Below are 20351 nucleotides of genomic sequence, written 5' to 3'. Positions count from 1 at the left end.
GGGTGCTCTTCGTAGGAGCGAGCTTGCTCGCGAACAGACTCCGCTGCGGGGCTCATTCGCGAGCAAGCTCGCTCCTACGAGAAGCCATATCCGCCGGTATGGTAGGACTTGTCCATGATAACCGGACATCCCGGCGTGAATCGCGGTACGAGGCCTTTCAGCCCACCAACACCCGCGCCAGCACCTCGCGCACCTTGCCGATGCCCTCGTGCAGGGCCTGTTCGATCTCGGCCATGGTGATGATGCCGCTGGACTTGCCCGCCGCCGGGTTGACCACCAGCGACAGGCAGGCATAGGGCAGCTCCAGCTCACGGGCCAGGGCGGCTTCGGGCATGCCGGTCATGCCGACGATGTCGCAGCCGTCGCGCTCCAGCCGGGCGATTTCCGCCACCGTTTCCAGACGCGGGCCCTGGGTCGCGGCGTAGACGCCATGGCTGCTGTGCGGGTGCCCCAGCGCCTGCAACGCCGCCACCAGCTTCTGGCGCAGCCCTTCGTCATAGGGATGGCTGAAGTCGATATGGGTGACGTGGTCGATGTCGCCGGCGAAGTAGGTGTGCTCGCGGCCGTAGGTGTAGTCGATGATCTGGTGCGGCACGCAGAGGTGGCCGCTGCCCATGGCGGCATGGATGCCGCCCACCGCGTTGACCGCCAGCACCGCCTGGGCGCCGGCCTGCTTGAGCGCCCAGAGGTTGGCGCGGTAGTTCACCTGGTGCGGCGGGAAGCGGTGCGGGTGGCCGTGGCGGGCCAGGAACAGCACCTCGCGGCCGGCGTACTCGCCGCGCTGGATCGGCGCCGAGGGTGCGCCGTAGGGCGTGTCCAGGTTCAGCGAATCCTTCAGGGTCAGGCCTTCCAGCTGGGTCAGGCCGGTGCCGCCGATGATGGCGTAGACGGTCATGGCGAATCCTCAGTCGATCAGTTGTGCCGCGCGCAGTTCGCCCACGGCCTGCTGCCAGCGCGGCAGCTGCTTGTATTCGATGCCCGGCCAGGCCTTGGCGCGCATCCGCGCCAGGCGCTCGGGGGCCTTCGCCTTCAGGCGCTGCAGGGCGCCCAGGGCCAGTTCGGCCGAGCCGCGGTCGTTGCATACCAGGCCCATGTCGCAGCCGGCGTTCAGTGCGGCCTGGATGCGGCTGGCGGCGTCGCCCGCCACGTGGGCGCCGGCCATGGACAGGTCGTCGCTGAAGATCACCCCGTCGAAGCCCAGCTCGCCGCGCAGGATGTCCTGCAGCCAGCGCCGCGAGAAACCGGCAGGGCCGGCATCCACCTGCGGGTAGATGACGTGGGCGGGCATCACCGCATCCAGCTCGCCGGCCAGGCGCTGGAAAGGCACCAGGTCGCTGCGGCGGATCTCGTCGAGGCTGCGCTCGTCCTCGGGAATCCCCACGTGGGAATCCACCTCGGCCCAGCCGTGGCCGGGGAAGTGCTTGCCGGTGGCGGCCATGCCGGCGGCGTGCATGCCACGGATGAAGGCGCCGGCCAGCCGCGTGGCGCGCTCGGGGTCGCCCTCGAAGGCGCGGCTGCCGACCACGGCGCTGCGCTGGTGGTCCAGGTCCAGCACCGGAGCGAAGCTCAGGTCCAGGCCCACCGCCAGCACCTCGGTGGCCATCAGCCAGCCGCACTGCTCGGCCAGGCGCTCGGCATTGTCGTTATCGGCGATGGCGCGCATCGCCGGCAGGCGCAGGAAGCCCTGGCGCAGGCGCTGCACGCGGCCGCCCTCCTGGTCCACCGCCAGCAGCAGGTCCGGGCGCAGGGCGCGGATGGCCGCGCAGAGTTCGCGCACCTGGCGCGGGCTTTCGATGTTGCGGGCGAAGATGATCAGCCCGCCCACTTCGGGGTGGCGCAGGATCCGGCGGTCCTCGGCGGTGAGCCAGGTGCCGCCGATGTCGAGCATCAGGGAGCCTTGCATGGGGGAATCCTTAACAGAGTTCGGCCGCGCGCCACTGCGGCTGCGGCGCCTCGTCGAGGCGCACGGGGCAGTGCAGCGGCACACGGGGGAAGAGTTGCAGCAGGTCGGCGTTGCGCAGGCGCACGCAGCCATGGGACAACGGCGCGCCCATGGGTTCGCAATCCGGCGTGCCGTGCAGGTAGATGTAGCGACGGAAGGTATCCACCTCGCCCAGGCGGTTGACGCCGGGCTCGCAGCCGCTCAGCCAGAGGATGCGGGTGAGGATCCAGTCGCGCCCGGGAAACTGCTCGTGCAGCGCCGGGCTCCACACCTCGCCGGTCCAGCGCCGGCCACGCAACACCGCGCCGCAAGGCAGGCCTTCGCCGATCTTCGCCCGAACCTGGTGCAGGCCGCGCGGCGTGCAGCCGGAGCCTTGGCGCTCGCCGGCGCCATTCAGCGCGGTGGAGACGGGCAAACGCAGCACCAGACGCCGCGCGGCGAAGCCGTAGAGCATCTGGTCGGCGAGGGAAATGTGCAGCAGGTCGAGATCGGGCATCGTCCGCCAGTGACAGCAGGAATGGCCCGCTACTTTAGCCGATCGGCCGTGGCAGGCCCAGCGCGGTCAGACCTTGGCTGGCGCCGGCGCCTTGCTCCGCGGCTTGGGCTGGGCGCCGGCCAGGGACGGGTCGCTGACGCCGCTGTCGGCGCGCATGCCGGCGGCGAGGAACGGCACCATCAGTCGCATCACCTGCTCGATGGAGGTGTTCACCCCGAAGTCGTTTTCGGCCATGGCGCGCAGCGCCTTGATCCCGGACATGCTGAAGGCGGCGGCACCGAGCATGAAGTGCACGCGCCAGAACAGCTCGATGGGCGGCAGGCGCGGCGCAGCCTCGTTGACCAACAGCATGTAGCGGCGGAACACCTTGCCGTAGACCTCTTCGAGGTACTTGCGCAGGTGCCCCTGGCTCTGGCTGAAGGCCAGGCCCAGCAGGCGCATGAAGATCGACAGGTCGTTGCCGCTGCGCGGCTTCACCGCCATGGCCTGCACCACCAGCAGTTCGAGCAGTTCCTCGAGGCTGGCGCGCGGCGCGTCGGGCTTGGCCTGGCGCCGGTCCAGTTCCTTTTCCAGACTGGCGCAGAAGGGCCCGAGGAAGCGCGAGAAGACCGCCTGGATCAGCGCCTTCTTCGAGCCGAAATGGTAGTTCACCGCCGCCAGGTTGACCCCGGCCTTGCTGGTGATCAGACGCAACGAGGTCTCGGCGAAGCCTTTTTCCGCGAACAGCTGCTCCGCAGCATCGAGGATACGTTCGACGGTTTCCGACTGGGCCATGGATGAATTCACCTGACAAACACTTGTTTGAAACTTACGTTTCACAGCAATCCATTGTCAAGCCTGGCGCAGAGGGATTGTTGCGGATTCTCGGGCAATACGACGAACGATACCAGCGGGACGTTGGCCGAATCCGCCGAATTACAGCCTCCGGCCGATGAAATAATTCGTTGCCAGCGGCCGACCACTGTATATAATCCCAGCAACTGTACAAAAAGACAGAGTAGGGACATGCAGAAGCTGACGCCGCGCCAAGCCGAGATCCTCGCCTTCATCAAGCGTTGCCTGGAAGACAACGGCTACCCGCCGACGCGCGCCGAGATCGCCCAGGAGCTCGGCTTCAAGTCGCCCAACGCCGCCGAGGAGCACCTCAAGGCACTGGCCCGCAAGGGCGCCATCGAGATGACCCCCGGCGCCTCGCGCGGCATCCGCATCCCCGGCTTCGAACCCAAGGCCGCCGCCAACGAGGACGAACTGCCGATCATCGGCCGCGTCGCCGCCGGCGCGCCAATCCTCGCCGAGCAGAACGTCGAGGACGCCTGCCGCATCAACCCGGCCTTCTTCAACCCGCGCGCCGACTACCTGCTGCGCGTGCGCGGGCAAAGCATGAAGGACGTCGGCATCCTCGACGGCGACCTGCTCGCCGTGCACGTCACCCGCGAGGCGCGCAACGGCCAGATCGTCGTCGCCCGCCTTGGCGAGGAAGTCACGGTGAAGCGCTTCAAGCGCGAGGGCAGCAAGGTCTGGCTGATCGCCGAGAACCCCGAGTTCGCCCCCATCGAGGTCGACCTCAAGGAACAGGAACTGATCATCGAAGGCTTGAGCGTCGGCGTCATCCGCCGCTGACAGGAGGCACCATGCAGTATCCCCAGCCGCTGGACCTGCCCCAACTGCCGCTGTTCCAGGAGGCGCTCTGGGCCAACGCCGAAGAGCCCCTGCTGGCCAAGCTGGCAGAACCGGATGCCGTCGAGGACGAAGCCTTCAGCGAGCTGTCGCTGCGCGGTCTGCCGGGCCACTGCCAGAGCCTGCTGGCGCCCATCCTGCGCGAACTCAGCGAAGAGAAGGATGCCCGCTGGCTGACGCTGATCGCCCCGCCGGCCAGCCTCACCCACGACTGGCTGCGCAAGGCCGGGCTGAACCGCGAGCGCATCCTGCTGCTGCCGGCGCGCGACCAGGCATCCGCCCTGAGCCTGGCCTGCGAGGCGCTGCGCCTGGGCCACAGCCACACGGTGGTCAGCTGGTTGCCGGCGCTCAGCGGCAAGGCGCGCGCGCAACTGTCCCGCGCGGCGCTCGCCGGGCAGGCGCAGAGCCTGAATATCCGTCTGGGGTAGTAAAGGAAGGGATCAGTGCAGGACGCGCGGGCCGTCCTGCTCGACCTCGCCACCTTCGGCGAGGCGGCCGGCCAGTTGCACGCCGACGTTGAACATCGCCTTGGCGATCTCGATGTGCTGGCCCTGCAGGAAGCCCTTGGCGTCGTTGGAGAACTCCAGGGTCACCAGCGCCTCCTCGTCTTCCGCGCGGCGCAGTACGATGCGCCCATCGGGCAGTTCAACGATTTCCAGGAATGAGGTCGGCATGGCTAGGTTCTCTCACAGCAGAACGGCCATTGTAACAGTCATGGCCGCTCTCCCCTAGCCCAACCGACTTCCGGCAGGCTCAGAGCTCGGTCAGCGCCCCACGGAAGCGCAACACCATTTCCTTCAGCGACTTGCGCCAGGCTTCCAGTTCGGCGTTGCCCAGGGCCTGCGGCTCTTCCTCGTCCAGGCTGACGGCCTGGATCAGCGGCTGGGTCGGGTCGACCTTGGCCTTGCGCGGCTCGCGCGGCGGCAGGAACAGCTCGGCGTAGGCGGCCAACAGCTGCGCCAGCCAGGTTTCCGGCTGCTGCGCCAGCTCCACCAGCTCGGCCAGTTCCGGGCTCGGCGAGGCCGCCAGCACCTCGGCGTTGAGCAGCAGCTCGACGCGCGGCGCATTGGCCTCGGGCAGGCGGTAGTAGCCGGCGATCTCGTGGGCCACGCCCAGCACCGCGCCGTACAGGTGGAACAGCGCCGCCTCGCGCTCGGCCTGCACCAGCGCCTGGGCGTTCATCGGCCGCGCCTCTTCCGCCTTGCGCCAGGCTTCCAGGGCCAGGCCGGCGAAATACAGCTTCTGGTTGGTGCGGGTGTAGAGTTCCTGAGCCATCAGCGCGCCCTCATGCGGTCACTTGGCAGTATATGCGCGCCCCGCCTGCGCGGGGCGCGCCGCCCATCAGCGCTTGTCCTCGACCTTCCACTTGCCGCCGTCGAAGAAGGCGCGCCAGCCGCTGGGCTTGCCGTCCACCTCGGACTGCACGTATTGCTCCTTGGTCTTGCGGCTGAAGCGGATCACCGCCGGGCGGCCATCCGGGTCCTTCTGCGGCGCGGCGAGCAGGAAGTGGTATTTCGGGTCCAGCTCGTCCTTGTGCGGGATCAGCTCGCTCACCAGGGGCGCGCGGGTCTCGCGGTTCTTGGGGAACTGGCTGGCGGCCAGGAACAGGCCGGAAGCGCCGTCGCGCAGCACGTAGACGTCGTCGACCTTCTCGCACTTGAGCTCGGGCATGCGGATGGCGTCCATCTTCGGCGGCGCCGGCTCGCCGTTCTTCAGCAGCTTGCGGGTGTTCTTGCAGGCCGGGTTGGTGCAACCGAAGAACTTGCCGAAGCGGCCGGTCTTGAGCTGCATCTGGCTGCCGCACTTGTCGCATTCCAGGCTCGGGCCTTCGTAGCCCTTGATGCGGTACTGGCCTTCCTCGATCTCGTAGCCCGGGCAATCCGGGTTGTTGCCGCAGATATGCAGCTTGTGCTTCTCGTCCAGCAGGTAGGCGTCCATCGCCGTGCTGCAGATCGGGCAGCGGTGCTTGCCGCGCAGCACGCGGGATTCGGACTCACCCTCGTCGTCCGCGGCGATCTCGTCGCCGGGGATGAGGTTGATGGTCGCCTTGCAGCGCTCCTTCGGCGGCAGGCTGTAGCCGGAGCAGCCGAGGAACACGCCGGTGGAGGCGGTGCGGATCATCATCGGCCGGCCGCACTCGCGGCAGGGGATGCTGGTCAGGGTCGGCTGGTTGGCGCGCATGCCTTTCTCGCTGACCTCGGCCACTTCGAGCTTCTTCTTGAAGTCGCCGTAGAACTCGTCGAGCAGGTGCTTCCAGTCGCGCTCGCCCTGGGCCACGTCATCCAGGTGCTCTTCCATGCCGGCGGTGAAGCCGTAGTCCATCAGGTTGGAGAAGCTCTCGTTGAGGCGGTCGGTGACGATGTCGCCCATCTTCTCGGCGTAGAAGCGGCGGTTGTGGGTGGTGACGTAGCCGCGCTCCTGGATGGTCGAGATGATCGCCGCGTAGGTCGACGGACGGCCGATGCCGCGCTTCTCCAGTTCCTTGACCAGGCTGGCTTCGGAATAGCGCGCCGGCGGCTTGGTGAAGTGCTGGCTCGGGTCGAGCTTGAGCAGCTTCATCGCATCGCCCTGGTCCATCATCGGCAGGACGTCGTCCTCGCCCGGCCTGCTCTGCTGCGGCAGCACTTTGGTGTAGCCGTCGAACTTGAGGATGCGGCCCTTGGCGCGCAGCTCGAAGTCACCGGCGGCGACGCTGACGGTGGTGGACAGGTATTCGGCCGGCGGCATCTGGCAGGCCACGAACTGGCGCCAGATCAGGTCGTACAGGCGCTCGGCGTCGCGCTCCATGCCCGACAGCTGGGTCGGACGCAGGTTGACGTCGGACGGACGAATCGCTTCGTGCGCTTCCTGGGCGCCTTCCTTGCTGGAATAGAAGTTCGGCTTGGCCGGCAGGTATTTCTTGCCGAACTCGCTGTCGATGAAGCCGCGCACCATGTCGATGGCGTCGGCCGACAGGTTGGTCGAGTCGGTACGCATGTAGGTGATGTAGCCGGCTTCGTAGAGACGCTGGGCCATCATCATGGTCTTCTTCACGCCGAAGCCCAGGCGGTTGCTCGCGGCCTGCTGCAGGGTCGAGGTGATGAAGGGCGCCGAGGGCCGGCTGGAGGTCGGTTTGTCCTCGCGCTTGGCCACGCTGTAGCTGGAGGCCTTGAGCTTCTCCAGGGCGGCCATGGCCTGGGCTTCGTTGAGCGGCTTGAAGGCTTCGCCCTTCTCGCGCACCACTTCGAAGCGGGCCTTCTCGCCGCGCGGGCTGTTCAGGTCGGCGTGGATTTCCCAGTATTCCTCGGGGACGAAGGCGCGGATCTCGCGCTCGCGCTCCACCACCAGCTTCACCGCCACCGACTGCACGCGGCCGGCGGACAGGCCGCGGGCGATCTTGGCCCACAGCAGCGGCGAGACCATGTAGCCCACCACGCGGTCGAGGAAGCGCCGCGCCTGCTGGGCGTTGACGCGGTTGATGTCCAGCTCGCCGGGCTGCGAGAAGGCCTCCTGGATGGCCTTCTTGGTGATCTCGTTGAACACCACGCGCTTGTAGCGGCTGTCGTCGCCGCCGATGGCCTCGCGCAGGTGCCAGGCGATGGCCTCCCCTTCGCGGTCCAAGTCGGTTGCGAGATAGATGGTGTCGGCATCCTTGGCCAGGCGGCGCAGTTCGTCGATCACCTTCTCCTTGCCGGGGAGGATCTCGTACTTGGCCTTCCAGCCGTGCTCCGGGTCCACGCCCATGCGGGTGAACAGCTGGCGCTTGGCCTTCTCCTTCGGCGACAGCGCAGGGGCTTCGGCGGCGCTCTTGCGGGCCTTGGCCGCGGCCGGCTCCTTCGCGCTGGACGAACCGCTGGTGGGCAGGTCGCGAATGTGGCCGATGCTCGACTTCACCACGTACTGGCTGCCCAGGTACTTGTTGATGGTCTTGGCCTTGGCCGGTGATTCCACGATGACCAGCGATTTACCCATGGATCGGAAGATTCCTGCTTCGAGAAGGTGAATATAAGGAGGGAGGCGCCCGGAACGGCACCGCTATATATAGTGGTGGTCCGCCCAAGGTCAAGTTCAGGATTCGCCGAAACCGACCTGGGTCAATCCCAGCGGGTCGCTTTCGGCGCTCACCAGAGCAAAGCGCGGAACCAGCTCGCCGTCCACCTCCACCGCTTCGGTGAACATGCCCAGCGGGCGCACCCAGAGGCCGAACTCGCCGTACAGCGCCTGGTAGACCACCAGGGTCTCCTCGCTCTCCGAATGCCGCGCCACGCCCAGCACGCGGTAGTGCTGGCCCTTGTAGTGACGGTACAGGCCGGTCTGCAGTTCCATACGCTGCCCTCCTCGGCAAAAAAGCCGCGATTCTCCAGGCCCCGGGCGATCGGGGCAATCCCCCATTCCCGGAAAAACGAAAGCCGGGGCACAGGGCCCCGGCTCGTCCATCGACGAAAGCTTAGAATCTGTTCACGATCTCGCTAGCTGGCGCAGCAGATCGTGGGCAGGTTCCTAGACGCGTTCGAAGATGGTGGTGATGCCCTGGCCGAGGCCCACGCACATGGTGGACACGCCCAGGGTGCCGCCGTTCTGTTTCATCACGTTCAGCAGGGTACCGGAGATACGCGCACCGGAGCAGCCGAACGGGTGGCCCAGGGCGATGGCGCCGCCGTGCAGGTTGACCTTCTGGTCCATCTTGTCGAGCAGCTTGAGGTCCTTCAGCACCGGCAGGGCCTGGGCGGCGAAGGCCTCGTTGAGCTCGACGAAGTCGATGTCGTCGATGGTCAGGCCGGCGCGCTTGAGCGCCTTGTTGGTCGAGGGCACCGGGCCGTAGCCCATGATCGCCGGGTCGACGCCCGCCACGGCCATGGCGCGGACCACGGCCATCGGCTGGATGCCCAGGTCCTTGGCGCGCTGGGCGCTCATGACGATCATGCAGGAAGCGCCGTCGGTGATCTGCGAGGAGGTACCCGCAGTCACGGTGCCGCCTTTCGGGTTGAACGCCGGCTTCAGCGCGGCCAGGCTTTCCAGGGAGGTTTCCGGACGAATGGTCTCGTCGAAGTCGAAGACCTTCAGGAAGCCGTTCTCGTCATACCCTTCCATCGGGATGATCTCGTCCTTGAACTTGCCTTCCTGGGTGGCCTTCCACGCCAACTGGTGCGAACGCACGCCGAACTTGTCCTGGGCCTCGCGGGTGATGCCGTGCATCTTGCCCAGCATCTCGGCGGTCAGGCCCATCATGCCGGAGGCCTTGGCGGCGTACAGCGACAGGTGCGGGTTCGGGTCGACGCCGTGCATCATGCCGACGTGGCCCATGTGCTCCACGCCGCCGACGACGAAGACGTCGCCGTTGCCGGTCTGGATCGCCTGCACGGCGGTGTGCAGGGCGCTCATCGACGAGCCGCACAGGCGGCTGACGGTCTGGCCGGCGCTGGTGTGGGGGATCGGGGTCATCAGCGAGGCCATGCGCGCGATGTTCCAGCCCTGTTCCAGGGTCTGGTTCACGCAGCCCCAGATGACGTCCTCGACTTCCGCCGGGTCGACCTTCGGGTTGCGTGCAAGCACGCCGCTGATCAGGTGCGCGGACATGTTCTCCGCGCGGGTGTTGCGGTGCATCCCGCCCTTGGAACGGCCCATCGGGGTGCGGCCGAAGTCGACAATGACGGCGTCTCTCGGATTCAGGCTCATAAATTCACTCTCGCTCTATTCGTTCGCACTCAACCGAAGAACTTCTGGCCGTTCTTGGCCATTTCACGCAGCTTCGCGGTCGGGTGGTACAGCGGGCCCAGGTCGGCGTACTTGTCGGCCAGGGCGACGAATTCGGCCACGCCGATGGAGTCGATGTAGCGCAGCGCACCACCACGGAAGGGCGGGAAGCCGATGCCGTAGATCAGGCCCATGTCGGCCTCGGCGGCGGTTTCGACGATGCCGTCTTCCAGGCAGCGCACGGTCTCCAGGCACAGCGGGATCATCATGTAGTTGATGATGTCCTCGTCGGTCAGCTCACGCTGCTCGCTGACGATGGCCTTGAGCAGTTCGTAGGCCTGCGGGTCGCTGACCTTCTTCGGCTTGCCGCGCTTGTCGGTCTCGTAGGCGTAGAAGCCCTTGCCGTTCTTCTGGCCCAGGCGGTTGGCCTCGTACATGACGTCGACGGCGGTCTTGCCTTCCACCGCCATGCGGTCCGGGAAGCCTTCGGCCATCACGTCGCGGCCATGGTGGCCGGTGTCGATGCCGACCACGTCGGACAGGTAGGCCGGGCCCATGGGCCAGCCGAACTTCTCCATGACCTTGTCGATGCGCGCGAAGTCGACGCCGAAGCCCAGCAGCTTGGAGAAGCCGCCGAAGTACGGGAACAGCACGCGGTTGACCAGGAAGCCGGGGCAGTCATTCACCACGATGGGGTTCTTGCCCATCTTCTTGGCGTAGGCCACGGTGGTGGCGACGGCCACGTCACCGGACTTCTCGCCGCGGATGACTTCGACCAGGGGCATCATGTGCACCGGGTTGAAGAAGTGCATGCCGACGAAGTTTTCCGGGCGCTTCAGGGCCTGGGCCAGCAGGCTGATGGAGATGGTCGAGGTGTTGGAAGCGAGGATCGCGTCCTCCTTGACCACGCCTTCCACCTCGGCCAGCACGATCTGCTTGACCTTGGGGTTCTCGACCACGGCTTCGACGACGATGTCGACGTTGCCGAAGTCGCCATAGGACATGGTCGGGCGGATGGCGTTCAGCGCCTCGGCCATCTTGGCCGGGGTCAGGCGGCCCTTCTCGACGCGCTTGCCGAGCAGCTTGGAGGCCTCGTTCAGGCCCATCTGGATACCCTCTTCGCGGATATCCTTCATCAGGATCGGGGTGCCCTTGACCGCCGACTGGTAGGCGATGCCGCCGCCCATGATGCCGGCGCCGAGCACGGCGGCCAGTTTCACGTCCTTGGCGACTTCGTCGTACTGCTTGGCTTTCTTCTTCAGTTCCTGGTCGTTCAGGAACAGGCCGATCAGGCTTTGCGCGACCGAGGTCTTGGCCAGCTTGACGAAGCCCTGGGCCTCGACTTCCAGCGCCTTGTCACGGCCGAAGTTGGCGGCCTTCTGGATCGACTTGATGGCTTCGACCGGGGCCGGGTAGTTCGGGCCGGCCTGGCCAGCGACGAAGCCCTTGGCGGTCTCGAAGGCCATCATCTGCTCGATGGCGTTGAGCTTGATCTTTTCCAGCTTGGGCTGGCGGCGGGCCTTGTGGTCCAGCTCGCCGGCGATGGCGCGCTTGACCAGGTCCAGGGCCGCGGCCTGCAGTTGCTCGGGGGCGACCACGGCGTCGACGGCGCCGACCTTCAGGGCGTCCTCGGCACGGTTTTCCTTGCCCGAGGCGATCCACTCCACGGCGTTGTCCACGCCGATCAGGCGCGGCAGGCGCACGGTGCCGCCGAAGCCCGGGTAGATGCCCAGCTTGACTTCCGGCAGGCCGATCTTGGCGGTGGCGCTCATCACGCGGAAGTCCGCGGCCAGGCACATTTCCAGGCCGCCGCCCAGGGCGATGCCGTTGATCGCGGCGACGGTCGGGACCTCGAGGTCCTCGAAGGCGCTGAAGATCGTGTTGGCTTCGAGGTTGCCGGCCAGCAGTTCTTCGTCCGGCAGCTTGAAGTTGTCGACGAATTCGGTGATGTCGGCGCCGACGATGAACACGCCTTTGCCGCTGGTCACGATCACGCCCTTGACGGACGCATCGGCCTTGATCGCATCGACTGCTTCACGCAGTTCGTTCAGGGTGAGCCGGTTGAACTTGTTGACGGACTCGCCCTTGAGGTCGAAATTCAGCTCGACGATGCCGCTCTCAAGAGCCTTAACCGTGATGGCTTTACCTTGGTAAATCATCAACTGATCTCCACGCTAGGGAAGCTTGAACTCACGCATCGGACGCCGTGTATCGGGACCGTTCCGCAGTCGCGGAGCATAGTCCCAAAGCCTGCGGCACACCCGCCGATGCGATAGTCGGGGCCTTGGTTCGACCGTTCGTACATGGCAAACGCTCGATTCATACGCCCGTTTGATTCGGGTGTGCACACCTTCTTCGAAAAGCCTGCGCTTGTCAATCGCGGACGGCTGTCCGAAAGGCCTCTGGTTCGCCGCATTCAGCGAGGTTCTGCCGCGACATTCAGCAAAACCATGGCGCCCCGTGCCGCTGTCTGGCCCGGGGCCAGCCACGTCGTTGGCAAAATGCCCGGACGCGGGTTAGAGTCCGGCGAATCGCTTGTCGCCGAGCATCGCGAAGAACAACAAGAAGCCCCACGGCCCCAAGGAGACGCGCCCATGCCATGCCGACCGCTGGCCCGCCTGTTGTCCCTGTTCGTCCTGTCCGCCCTGCCCTTTCTGGCCCACGCCGAGCCCGCCGGCGACCTGCTGGCGCTGCACCAGATGCGCTTGGCCGCCCAGCGCAGCCTGAGCGACCTGTTCCTGCTCAACGCCATGGCCGGGGACCCGCGCTACGCGGGCCTGGTGGCCAGCTCCACGGCCGACGCCGGCGCCGCCCTGGAACGCCTGGGGCAGATGCCCGGCAGCGCCTCGGCGCAGCTCAGGAGCAAGCTGCAGGAACAGTGGGACGGCTACCGCCAGGCCCTGGAGCAGCAGCTGCAGGCGCAGAAGCAGAACGGCTACAACGACTTCCAGCCCCTGGGCGACCTGGCCAGCCGCAACAGCCAGCTGCTGGATACCGCCGAACAGCTCTACGAGGGCATCCAGAAGGACAGCGGCCAGCAGGTGCCGCCGCTCACCCAGCAGAGCCGCGAGCAGAGCCTGCTGATGCAGTCGATCACCTGGAACTACGTGTCGCGCAACGCCTCGGTGGGCGCCAACCCGGTGCGCAGCGAGGACCAGCAGGCCCTCGACGACCTGACCAACCGCTTCGCCATCAACCTGCTGCAACTGCAGCAGGCGCCGCAGACCAGCCCGGAGATCGGCCGCGAGCTGCGGGCCATCTCCACCAAGTGGCGGTTCATCGAGAAATCGCTGCAGGGCGCCGCGCAGAGTAACGTGCCCTTCCTCATCGACAAGTACTCCGACGGCATCATCGCCGACCTGGAGCAGGTCTCCGGCCGCTATGCCGCGGCGCAACTCTGAATGACGGCAGCGCCACGGCGCTCAGGCGCGCCGGGAAAGGAAGTCGGCGATGCGCTGCAGGTGGCTGGCGTCGCCGCGCTCGCCCCAGTACAGGGCGATGAACTGCGCCGAAGCCTCGACCATGTACACGTCGCCCGGCAGCGTCGCCAGGTCGGCGAGCAGTTCCTCGTCGGCGCAGGGCTCGCGCCAGCGGTCCAGCCAGACGCCCGGTGCGCTCTGCCAGTAGCGCCACTCGTCGTTGCGCCCACGGCTGCGGCCGCGGTGGTACTGCGCGCAGCTCTGCGGCGGTTGCCGCTCCAGCCAGTGCGGCCACTCCTGGCGCGCCATCTGCATGGCCAGCCCCAGGCGCCGCGCCTGCAGGCGCAGGTCCATCTGCCCGCGCTGGCCGCGCGAAGGCATCAGCCAGGCCAGCGGGCTGAGCACCAGCGCCAGGAGCAGAATCGACCACCAGACCGTCATATCGGGTATACCTCGGCCCAAAGAGCCATACTTGCATTCATAACTGTCCCCCGGAGGAGACGCTCATGCCCTACCAACACATCCTGGTCGCCGTGGACCTCACCGACGAATGCGATCCGGTGATGAAGCGCGCCGTGGCGCTGGCCTCCAGCACCCAGGCGCAGCTGTCCACCGTGCACGTGGTCGAGCCCATGGCCATGGCCTTCGGCGGTGACGTGCCGATGGACCTGTCGATGCTGCAGCAACAGCAGTTCGACCAGGCCAAGGAGCGCATGCACCAGTTCACCCTCTGCTACCCGCAGGTATCCATCGCCCAGAGCCACCTGGTCTACGGCCAGCCGCGCCAGGAAATCCACCGCCTGGCCAAGGAGCAGGGCTGCGACCTGATCATCGTCGGCAGCCACGGCCGCCACGGCCTGGCCCTGCTGCTGGGCTCCACCGCCAACGACGTGCTGCACGGCGCGCCCTGCGACGTGCTGGCGGTGCGCCTGCAGAAGACCGAGTGAGTCAGCCCGGGCGCCCGTCGCGGCGGGCGCCCGGTTTCAGAACACCTCTCCCCCGCTCATCAATGCCGGGCGAACCTTCTGCAACTGCGCCTCCAGCGAATAGCTCATGCTCGAGGACATGGAGAAGAAGCTGAGGAAGGCCTTGAGGTTGGAGTCGCCCACGCAGCTGTCGTGGATGCGCTGCCAGAACGCCTGGTTGACCAGTTGCAGCTGCTGGTACAGGCGCACCAGCCCCTTCAGTTCCCAGTCGGCGTGGCGCCCCTCGCGGTAGTTGAAGTACTGGCGCATCAGGTACAGCGACACCGCGCGGGTGATGAACTCCTGGTTGCTGGCGAACGGCAGGTGCTGCTGGGCCATGGGCTTGAGCCGCCCCAGCAGCGGGCAGGCGCTGGTGGCCATGATCACCCCCAGCAGCGCCCGCAGGCCCTCCTCCAGGCCGACCTGCTTGTGGTACTCGCGCTCGGGGGTGCGCACCAGCACATCCACCCTCTTCAGCGCCGGCAGGCCGCGGAAATCCTCGATCACCCGGTGCAGGTCCACCGCCGCCGGGCAATACCTGTGCTGCTCGCGGGACAGCGGGCAGTTGCTGCACTGGTTGTGCTCCAGGCGCGTCCACGCCGGCGCCCCGGTGGCCTGCTCGCCATCGAAGCGGCGTTCCAGCTCGATGCGGTAGCTGAAGCCCTGTTCGTCATCCAGATTGATGCGGTACTCGATCGCCATGCCCTTCCCCAACTCGCCGATCGCCGCCACAGCGGCAGCCCCCGGGCACCTTCCCGACGGGGCAGGTCATTCTTCCAGTTCGGCCCAGCGCTCGATCAGCCGGTCCAGCTCGGCCTGCAGGCTGTCCAGGCGCTCCAGCACCACGCGGGTCTCCTCCGCCGGGCGCTGGTAGAAGCTGGGCGCCGAGATTTCTTCCTGCACGCCGGCCAGTTCGGCCTCCAGGGCGTCGATCTGCCCGGGGATGGCCTCCAGTTCGCGCTGCAGCTTGTAGCTGAGCTTCTTCTTCGCCGCCTCCGGCGCCGCGGCCGGTGCCGCAACTGCCTGCGGGGCGGGCTCGGATTTCGCCGCCTTCTCCTCGCCCACGCCCAGCAGGCGCGGCGAACCGCCCTGGCGCAGCCAGTCCTGGTAGCCGCCGACGAACTCGCGCACGCGGCCCTCGCCTTCGAACACCAGGGTGCTGGTCACCACGTTGTCGAGGAAGGCGCGGTCGTGGCTGACCATCAGCACGGTGCCGTCGAAACTCAGCAGCACCTCTTCCAGCAGCTCCAGGGTTTCCACGTCCAGGTCGTTGGTCGGTTCGTCCAGCACCAGCAGGTTGGCCGGCTTGCTGAACAGCTTGGCCAGCAACAGCCGTGCCCGTTCGCCGCCGGACAGCGCCTTGACCGGCGTGCGGGCGCGCTGCGGGGAGAACAGGAAGTCGCCCAGGTAGCTCAGCACGTGGCGGTTCTGGCCGTTGATGGTGATGAATTCGCGGCCTTCGGCGATGTTGTCGATGACGGTCTTTTCCGGCTCCAGCTGGTGACGCAACTGGTCGAAATAGGCCACTTCCAGGCGCGTGCCTTCCTTGATGCTGCCGGAAGTCGGCTGCAGGTCGCCCAGCAGCAGCTTGAGCAGGGTGGTCTTGCCGGTGCCGTTGGCGCCCAGCAGGCCGATGCGGTCGCCGCGCTGCAGCACCAGGGAGAAATCGCGGATCAGCGGCTCGCCGCCGGGATGGGCGAAGCCGACCTTCTCGGCGACTATCACCTGCTTGCCGGACTTCTCCGCCGTCTCCATCTGGAAGCTGGCCTTGCCGGTGCGCTCGCGGCGTTCGGCACGCTCGTTGCGCATGGCCTTGAGCGCGCGCACGCGGCCCTCGTTGCGGGTGCGCCGGGCCTTGATGCCCTGGCGGATCCACACTTCCTCCTGGGCCAGGCGCTTGTCGAACAGCGCGTTGGCCGCCTCTTCCGCCGCCAGTTGCTGCTCCTTGTGCACCAGGAAGCTGGCGTAGTCGCCCTTCCAGTCGATCAGGTGGCCGCGGTCCAGTTCGAGGATGCGGTTGGCCACGGCCTGCAGGAAGGCGCGATCGTGGGTGATGAACAGCACCGCGCCGGGGAAGCCGGACAGCGCCTCTTCCAGCCAGGCGATGGCGCCGATGTCCAGGTGGTTGGTCGGCTCGTCCAGCAGCAGCAGGTCCGGCTCGGCGACCAGCGCCTGGGCCAGCAGCACGCGGCGGCGCCAGCCACCGGAAAGCTCGGAGAGGGTCTTGTCGGCCGGCAGCTGCAGGCGCGTGAGGGTGGTTTCCACCAGTTGCTGCAGGCGCCAGCCGTCGCGGGCTTCCAGGGCCTGCTGGACGCGCGCCAGCTGGGTCAGGTCGTCCTCGCCCTGTATGTGCTGGCTCAGGTGGTGGTAGCGGCTGAGCAGCTCGCCGACCTCGGCCAGGCCCTCGGCGACCACGTCGTAGACCGTGCGCTCGTCGGCCACCGGCAGCTCCTGCGGCAGTTCGCCGATCTTCAGCGCCGGGGCGCGCCAGATGGCGCCGTCGTCGGGCATCTGCTCGCCCTTGACCAGCTTGAGCATGCTCGACTTGCCGGTGCCGTTGCGACCGATGATGCAGACCCGCTCGCCCTTCTCGATCTGCCAGGACACCTGGTCCAGGAGCGGCGTGGTGCCAAAGGCGAGGGATACATCGGTGAACTTCAGCAGGGTCATGGGGCATCTCCGGAAACTGGGGACGCAGTGTAAGGGAAACTCGAAAAAAGTCAGAGCCTTGCACGAGCGCCGCGGCTGTCATCTTTTGTGCCCGACGGTAGCCCCACGACGCTTCCGCCGCCGCCGCGCAACAGGCTAAGCTTGTGCCTATCGGCGCCGGCCAGACTGCGCCACGAATCATTTTGCGGAAGAGTCATGCGCGGTCGCCTTTCACTATTGTTCTCCTGCCTGATCCTCACCCTGACCAGCGCCGCGCCGGCGCACGCTGCCCCGCTGCAGCAACAGCGGCAGATGTACGACGAGGCCAAGGCCGCCCTGGCGCGCAACGACAACGGCCCCTACCTGCGCTACCGCCAGGCCCTGGCGGATTATCCGCTGGAACCCTACCTGGGCTACGACGACCTGACCAACCGTCTGAAAAGCGCCAGCGACGCCGAGATCGAGGGCTTCCTCACCGAGCACGGCGACCTGCCGCAGATCAACTGGCTGAAGCTGCGCTGGCTGCGCCAGCTGGCCGACCGCCAGGACTGGAAGACCTTCCTCGACTACTACGACCCGAAGATGAACTTCACCGAGCTGGACTGCCTGTACGGCCAGTACCAGCTCACCCACGGGCAGAAGGCCGCCGGCTACGAGACCGCTCAGAAGCTGTGGCTGGTGGGCAAGTCGCAGCCCGACGCCTGCGACACCCTGTTCAACCTCTGGCAGGCCGACGGCCAGCTCACCGAGGACATGGTCTGGAAGCGCCTGAAGCTGGCGGCCGAGAACGGCAACTACGGCCTGGCCACCACCCTCGCCAAGCGCCTGCCGACCCTCGGCAGCCTCGGCGAGCTGATGGTCAAGGTGGCGCAGAACCCCGCCCAGCTGAGCCAGACCGAACGCTTCAGCCTGCGCACCCACGCCATGGCCGACGTCGTCGGCCTGGGCCTGCGGCGCCTGGCCAAGCAGGACCCGGAGCGCGCCCTGGGCCTGCTCGACGGCTACGAGAGCAGCCTGCCGTTCACCGGCGAGGAGAAGGTCAACATCGCCCGGCAGATCGGCCTGGGCCTGGCGCGCCGCTACGACCCACGCGCCCTGCCGCTGATGACCCGCTACGATCCCGAGCTGCGCGACAACACCGTCAGCGAATGGCGCCTGCGCCTGCTGATGCGCCTGGGCCGCTGGGAAGACGCCTACCAGTTGACGCGCCAGTTGCCCAAGGACCTCGCCGAGACCAACCGCTGGCGCTACTGGCAGGCACGCACCCTGCAGCTGGCCCAGCCGCAGAACCCGCAGGCCATAGCGCTGTACCAGCCGCTGGCGCGCGAGCGCGACTTCTACGGCTTCCTCGCCGCCGACCGGATCAACGCGCCCTACCAGCTGAACAACCGCCCGGTGAGCATCAGCCCGCAGGTGATGCAGCGCGTGCGCAACGCCGCCAGCACCCGCCGCGCCCTGGAGTTCTACGCCCGCGGCGACGTGATCAGCGCCCGCCGCGAGTGGTACTACGCCGCGCGGGTGTTCAACCGCGACGAACTGCTGGCCCAGGCCCGCATGGCCTACGACATGCAGTGGTACTTCCCGGCCATCCGCGCCATCAGCCAGGCGCAGTACTGGGACGACCTCGACATCCGCTTCCCGGTGGCGCACCGCGACAGCCTGCTGCGCGAAGCGCGCAACCGCGACCTGCACCCCAGCTGGGTGTTCGCCATCACCCGCCAGGAAAGCGCCTTCATGTCCGATGCGCGCTCCGGCGTCGGCGCCACCGGCCTGATGCAGCTGATGCCGGCCACCGCCAAGGAAACCTCGAAGAAGTTCGGCATTCCCCTGGCCGGGCCGCAGCAGTTGATAGTGCCGGACCTCAACATCCGCCTCGGCGCCGCCTACCTCAGCCAGGTGCAGGGCCAGTTCAACGGCAACCGCGTGCTCGCCACCGCCGCCTACAACGCCGGCCCCGGCCGCGTGCGCCAGTGGCTGAAGGACGCCCGCCACCTGTCCTTCGACGTCTGGGTGGAGAGCATCCCCTTCGACGAAACCCGCCAGTACGTGCAGAACGTGCTGTCCTACGCGGTCATCTACGGCCAGAAGATCGGCGTGCCGCAGCCGCTGGTGGACTGGCACGAGCGCTTCTTCGACGAGCTCTGACCGCCCCTTGGCGTAGGGCGGATAACCGTTCGCGGTTATCCGCCGCCTGACCTTCGCATCCGCGCACTGCGAGCGCGGGCCGGAGCGCCTTTCAGAATCGTGGCGATGGGTATCGCTTCGCTCGACCCATCCTACGGTGGTGTTTGCCGGAGAACGCAGGAGCGGACCATGTCCGCGATAGCCGGGGGTATCGGCGCGATTCGCGGATGAGATCCGCTCCTACCATACGGGCGGGCACGGCTCGCTCCTACGAAGAGCATCTCGGCGCAGTCGGCAAGACCGTTATTCCCAACGCCATTCCCCCTGTAGGAGCGCGCCCTGCGCGCGAAATCGCGGGCAGGGCCCGCTCCTACAGGTGCGGGCGAAAGCCCATCCGCGGGAGCTGGATCACTCCAGGATTTCCACCGGCATGCCCACGCGCAGCTCGCCGCGGCCGAGGGGGAGCAGGTTCTGCCCGAGCAGCGCCTCGCCGTCCACCTGGCGGTACTTGAGCAGCGTCGCCAGGGGTTCGCGGTTGGGGTCGCGCTCGCCGGTGTGCGGGTCGATGGTGGTGAGGATGCAGCGGCCGCAGGGCTTGGCCACGCGGAACTCGACTTCGCCGATGCGGATGCGCTTCCAGCCGTCCTCGGCATAGGGCGCGCTGCCCTCCAGCACCAGGTTGGGGCGGAAGCGCAGCATCTCCAGGGGCTGGCCGACGCGCGCGGCCAGGTCGTCCACCGAGGCCTGGCTCATCAGCAGCAACGGGAAGCCATCGGCGAAATGTACCTTCTCGCCCGGCTCGGCATAGGCGGTGTCCACCTGCCGCGCGCGCTGCTCGGGGATTTCCACCAGCCGGCACGGGCGGCCGAGGAAGCGGCTCAGCCAGTCCGCCGCGGCATCGCCGGCATCCGGCACCTGCAGGCTGTCGCGCCAGATGGTCACGCCGCGCAGCGCATCGTCCACGCCGGGCACTGCCACCAGCAGGTCCTCCATGCCCGGCGCGCGCAGGCGCAGGGCCTGGCCGCCGTCCTGCCAGCGCGCCTCGATGCGGCCCAGTTGCGGCAGCAGGCGCTGGGTGAGGAAGCGCCCGTTGGAAGCCTCCACCACCATCCAGCGGCGGTCGCCCTGCAGGCCGAGGGCGTCCAGCCCGATGCGCTCCAGGGGCTCGAACTGCCCGGACTTGAGCGGGTAACGGTAGAGGGCGCTGAGGGTAATCATGCTGGCGGCTTCCTTGATGCGGCAAAGAAGCCGTTATACGGGGCGGGCCGGCGCCTCGCAATCAGCGCATCGCGGACCTGTCGGCGCGATTCGCGGATAGGATCCGCTCCTACGCCGCTCCACCCGCGCCATTCCCCTGTAGGAGCGCGCCCTGCGCGCGAATCGCGGGCAGGGCCCGCTCCTACAGG

The 20351-nt window shown here is 67.4% G+C and carries 19 protein-coding genes; 5 read left to right on the top strand and 14 right to left on the bottom strand.

The genetic code is table 11. The features are described from left to right. Positions 1 to 157: 157 nt before the first annotated feature. From M8R19_RS25280 to M8R19_RS25265, 4 genes are all read right to left on the bottom strand, one after another. Positions 158 to 895, bottom strand: coding sequence for an S-methyl-5'-thioinosine phosphorylase (locus M8R19_RS25280; protein ID WP_043267310.1), 738 nt, complete (start codon positions 893 to 895; stop codon positions 158 to 160). Positions 896 to 904: 9 nt separating this feature from the next. Beyond that, positions 905 to 1903 carry a beta-N-acetylhexosaminidase gene (nagZ, locus tag M8R19_RS25275; RefSeq protein WP_249919258.1) on the bottom strand — a complete coding sequence of 333 codons (999 nt, stop codon included), beginning with the start codon at positions 1901 to 1903 and terminating at the stop codon, positions 905 to 907. A gap of 10 nt (positions 1904 to 1913) precedes the next feature. Then, complete coding sequence (locus M8R19_RS25270; RefSeq protein ID WP_074979916.1) at positions 1914 to 2438, bottom strand: L,D-transpeptidase; 525 nt, start codon at positions 2436 to 2438, stop codon at positions 1914 to 1916. A gap of 66 nt (positions 2439 to 2504) precedes the next feature. Then, complete coding sequence (locus M8R19_RS25265; protein WP_058488916.1) at positions 2505 to 3212, bottom strand: TetR/AcrR family transcriptional regulator; 708 nt, start codon at positions 3210 to 3212, stop codon at positions 2505 to 2507. 231 nt (positions 3213 to 3443) lie between these two features. Between M8R19_RS25265 and lexA the strand changes: the two genes are divergently transcribed. Then, on the top strand, positions 3444 to 4058 hold the full coding sequence (gene lexA / locus M8R19_RS25260; protein WP_074979919.1) for a transcriptional repressor LexA: 615 nt from the start codon (positions 3444 to 3446) through the stop codon (positions 4056 to 4058). A gap of 11 nt (positions 4059 to 4069) precedes the next feature. Beyond that, positions 4070 to 4543, top strand: coding sequence for an SOS-induced cell division inhibitor SulA (gene sulA, locus M8R19_RS25255; RefSeq protein ID WP_074979922.1), 474 nt, complete (start codon positions 4070 to 4072; stop codon positions 4541 to 4543). 12 nt (positions 4544 to 4555) lie between these two features. Here sulA and M8R19_RS25250 read toward each other — a convergent pair whose 3' ends face one another. From M8R19_RS25250 to fadB, 6 genes are all read right to left on the bottom strand, one after another. Then, positions 4556 to 4789 (bottom strand): hypothetical protein, encoded by a 234-nt coding sequence (locus tag M8R19_RS25250; RefSeq protein WP_009621357.1) that lies wholly within the window; start codon positions 4787 to 4789, stop codon positions 4556 to 4558. A gap of 79 nt (positions 4790 to 4868) precedes the next feature. Further along, a complete protein-coding gene (locus M8R19_RS25245; RefSeq protein ID WP_074979924.1) occupies positions 4869 to 5390 on the bottom strand; it encodes a DUF6586 family protein in 522 nt (173 codons plus the stop codon). A 66-nt stretch (positions 5391 to 5456) separates the two neighbouring features. Continuing rightward, positions 5457 to 8066: a type I DNA topoisomerase gene (topA, locus tag M8R19_RS25240; RefSeq protein ID WP_074979927.1), complete on the bottom strand. Its 2610-nt coding sequence runs from the start codon at positions 8064 to 8066 to the stop codon at positions 5457 to 5459. Between the two features lie 96 nt (positions 8067 to 8162). After that, positions 8163 to 8420: a DUF1653 domain-containing protein gene (locus M8R19_RS25235; protein ID WP_169720923.1), complete on the bottom strand. Its 258-nt coding sequence runs from the start codon at positions 8418 to 8420 to the stop codon at positions 8163 to 8165. A 174-nt stretch (positions 8421 to 8594) separates the two neighbouring features. Next, positions 8595 to 9770, bottom strand: coding sequence for an acetyl-CoA C-acyltransferase FadA (gene fadA, locus M8R19_RS25230; protein ID WP_074979929.1), 1176 nt, complete (start codon positions 9768 to 9770; stop codon positions 8595 to 8597). A gap of 29 nt (positions 9771 to 9799) precedes the next feature. Then, positions 9800 to 11947 carry a fatty acid oxidation complex subunit alpha FadB gene (gene fadB, locus M8R19_RS25225; protein ID WP_249919257.1) on the bottom strand — a complete coding sequence of 716 codons (2148 nt, stop codon included), beginning with the start codon at positions 11945 to 11947 and terminating at the stop codon, positions 9800 to 9802. Between the two features lie 435 nt (positions 11948 to 12382). Here fadB and M8R19_RS25220 point away from each other — a divergent pair, with 435 nt between their 5' ends. After that, complete coding sequence (locus tag M8R19_RS25220) at positions 12383 to 13189, top strand: hypothetical protein (RefSeq protein WP_249919256.1); 807 nt, start codon at positions 12383 to 12385, stop codon at positions 13187 to 13189. Between the two features lie 21 nt (positions 13190 to 13210). Here M8R19_RS25220 and M8R19_RS25215 read toward each other — a convergent pair whose 3' ends face one another. After that, positions 13211 to 13648, bottom strand: a complete 438-nt coding sequence (locus M8R19_RS25215) for a hypothetical protein (protein ID WP_074979938.1) — start codon at positions 13646 to 13648, stop codon at positions 13211 to 13213. 65 nt (positions 13649 to 13713) lie between these two features. On the opposite strand from M8R19_RS25215, the gene M8R19_RS25210 reads away from it, so the two are divergent. Further along, positions 13714 to 14154 (top strand): universal stress protein, encoded by a 441-nt coding sequence (locus M8R19_RS25210; protein WP_043267328.1) that lies wholly within the window; start codon positions 13714 to 13716, stop codon positions 14152 to 14154. Positions 14155 to 14190: 36 nt separating this feature from the next. Here the strand turns inward: M8R19_RS25210 and M8R19_RS25205 are convergent, their stop codons facing one another. Both M8R19_RS25205 and M8R19_RS25200 read right to left on the bottom strand, forming a co-directional pair. Then, entirely contained in the window at positions 14191 to 14874 is a 684-nt protein-coding gene (locus M8R19_RS25205) for a DUF6901 family protein (protein ID WP_249919255.1), read from the bottom strand. Positions 14875 to 14940: 66 nt separating this feature from the next. Further along, a complete protein-coding gene (locus tag M8R19_RS25200) occupies positions 14941 to 16842 on the bottom strand; it encodes an ATP-binding cassette domain-containing protein (RefSeq protein WP_249919254.1) in 1902 nt (633 codons plus the stop codon). Between the two features lie 195 nt (positions 16843 to 17037). Here M8R19_RS25200 and M8R19_RS25195 point away from each other — a divergent pair, with 195 nt between their 5' ends. Next, positions 17038 to 18966 (top strand): transglycosylase SLT domain-containing protein, encoded by a 1929-nt coding sequence (locus M8R19_RS25195; RefSeq protein WP_249919253.1) that lies wholly within the window; start codon positions 17038 to 17040, stop codon positions 18964 to 18966. A gap of 387 nt (positions 18967 to 19353) precedes the next feature. Here the strand turns inward: M8R19_RS25195 and M8R19_RS25190 are convergent, their stop codons facing one another. Next, a complete protein-coding gene (locus tag M8R19_RS25190) occupies positions 19354 to 20163 on the bottom strand; it encodes an MOSC domain-containing protein (protein WP_249919252.1) in 810 nt (269 codons plus the stop codon). Positions 20164 to 20351 lie beyond the last annotated feature (188 nt).

The organism is Pseudomonas sp. R3.Fl (genome assembly GCF_023516765.1).
Classification (GTDB): Bacteria; Pseudomonadota; Gammaproteobacteria; order Pseudomonadales; family Pseudomonadaceae; genus Pseudomonas; species Pseudomonas citronellolis.
The sequence above is the reverse complement of the archived record's forward strand: the minus strand, read 5'-3'. Positions and strand labels throughout refer to the sequence as shown.

Excerpts from the sequence above, each read along its gene's own strand:
- M8R19_RS25210 (WP_043267328.1), top strand. The coding sequence starts at position 13,714 with ATGCCCTACCAACACATCCTGGTCGCCGTGGACCTCACCGACGAATGC.
- M8R19_RS25245 (WP_074979924.1), bottom strand. The coding sequence starts at position 5,390 with ATGGCTCAGGAACTCTACACCCGCACCAACCAGAAGCTGTATTTCGCC.
- lexA (WP_074979919.1), top strand. The coding sequence starts at position 3,444 with ATGCAGAAGCTGACGCCGCGCCAAGCCGAGATCCTCGCCTTCATCAAG.
- M8R19_RS25265 (WP_058488916.1), bottom strand. The coding sequence starts at position 3,212 with ATGGCCCAGTCGGAAACCGTCGAACGTATCCTCGATGCTGCGGAGCAG.
- M8R19_RS25250 (WP_009621357.1), bottom strand. The coding sequence starts at position 4,789 with ATGCCGACCTCATTCCTGGAAATCGTTGAACTGCCCGATGGGCGCATC.
- M8R19_RS25205 (WP_249919255.1), bottom strand. The coding sequence starts at position 14,874 with ATGGCGATCGAGTACCGCATCAATCTGGATGACGAACAGGGCTTCAGC.
- fadA (WP_074979929.1), bottom strand. The coding sequence starts at position 9,770 with ATGAGCCTGAATCCGAGAGACGCCGTCATTGTCGACTTCGGCCGCACC.
- nagZ (WP_249919258.1), bottom strand. The coding sequence starts at position 1,903 with ATGCAAGGCTCCCTGATGCTCGACATCGGCGGCACCTGGCTCACCGCC.
- M8R19_RS25190 (WP_249919252.1), bottom strand. The coding sequence starts at position 20,163 with ATGATTACCCTCAGCGCCCTCTACCGTTACCCGCTCAAGTCCGGGCAG.
- M8R19_RS25270 (WP_074979916.1), bottom strand. The coding sequence starts at position 2,438 with ATGCCCGATCTCGACCTGCTGCACATTTCCCTCGCCGACCAGATGCTC.
- M8R19_RS25220 (WP_249919256.1), top strand. The coding sequence starts at position 12,383 with ATGCCATGCCGACCGCTGGCCCGCCTGTTGTCCCTGTTCGTCCTGTCC.
- M8R19_RS25195 (WP_249919253.1), top strand. The coding sequence starts at position 17,038 with ATGCGCGGTCGCCTTTCACTATTGTTCTCCTGCCTGATCCTCACCCTG.
- sulA (WP_074979922.1), top strand. The coding sequence starts at position 4,070 with ATGCAGTATCCCCAGCCGCTGGACCTGCCCCAACTGCCGCTGTTCCAG.
- topA (WP_074979927.1), bottom strand. The coding sequence starts at position 8,066 with ATGGGTAAATCGCTGGTCATCGTGGAATCACCGGCCAAGGCCAAGACC.
- M8R19_RS25200 (WP_249919254.1), bottom strand. The coding sequence starts at position 16,842 with ATGACCCTGCTGAAGTTCACCGATGTATCCCTCGCCTTTGGCACCACG.
- M8R19_RS25280 (WP_043267310.1), bottom strand. The coding sequence starts at position 895 with ATGACCGTCTACGCCATCATCGGCGGCACCGGCCTGACCCAGCTGGAA.
- M8R19_RS25215 (WP_074979938.1), bottom strand. The coding sequence starts at position 13,648 with ATGACGGTCTGGTGGTCGATTCTGCTCCTGGCGCTGGTGCTCAGCCCG.
- M8R19_RS25235 (WP_169720923.1), bottom strand. The coding sequence starts at position 8,420 with ATGGAACTGCAGACCGGCCTGTACCGTCACTACAAGGGCCAGCACTAC.
- fadB (WP_249919257.1), bottom strand. The coding sequence starts at position 11,947 with ATGATTTACCAAGGTAAAGCCATCACGGTTAAGGCTCTTGAGAGCGGC.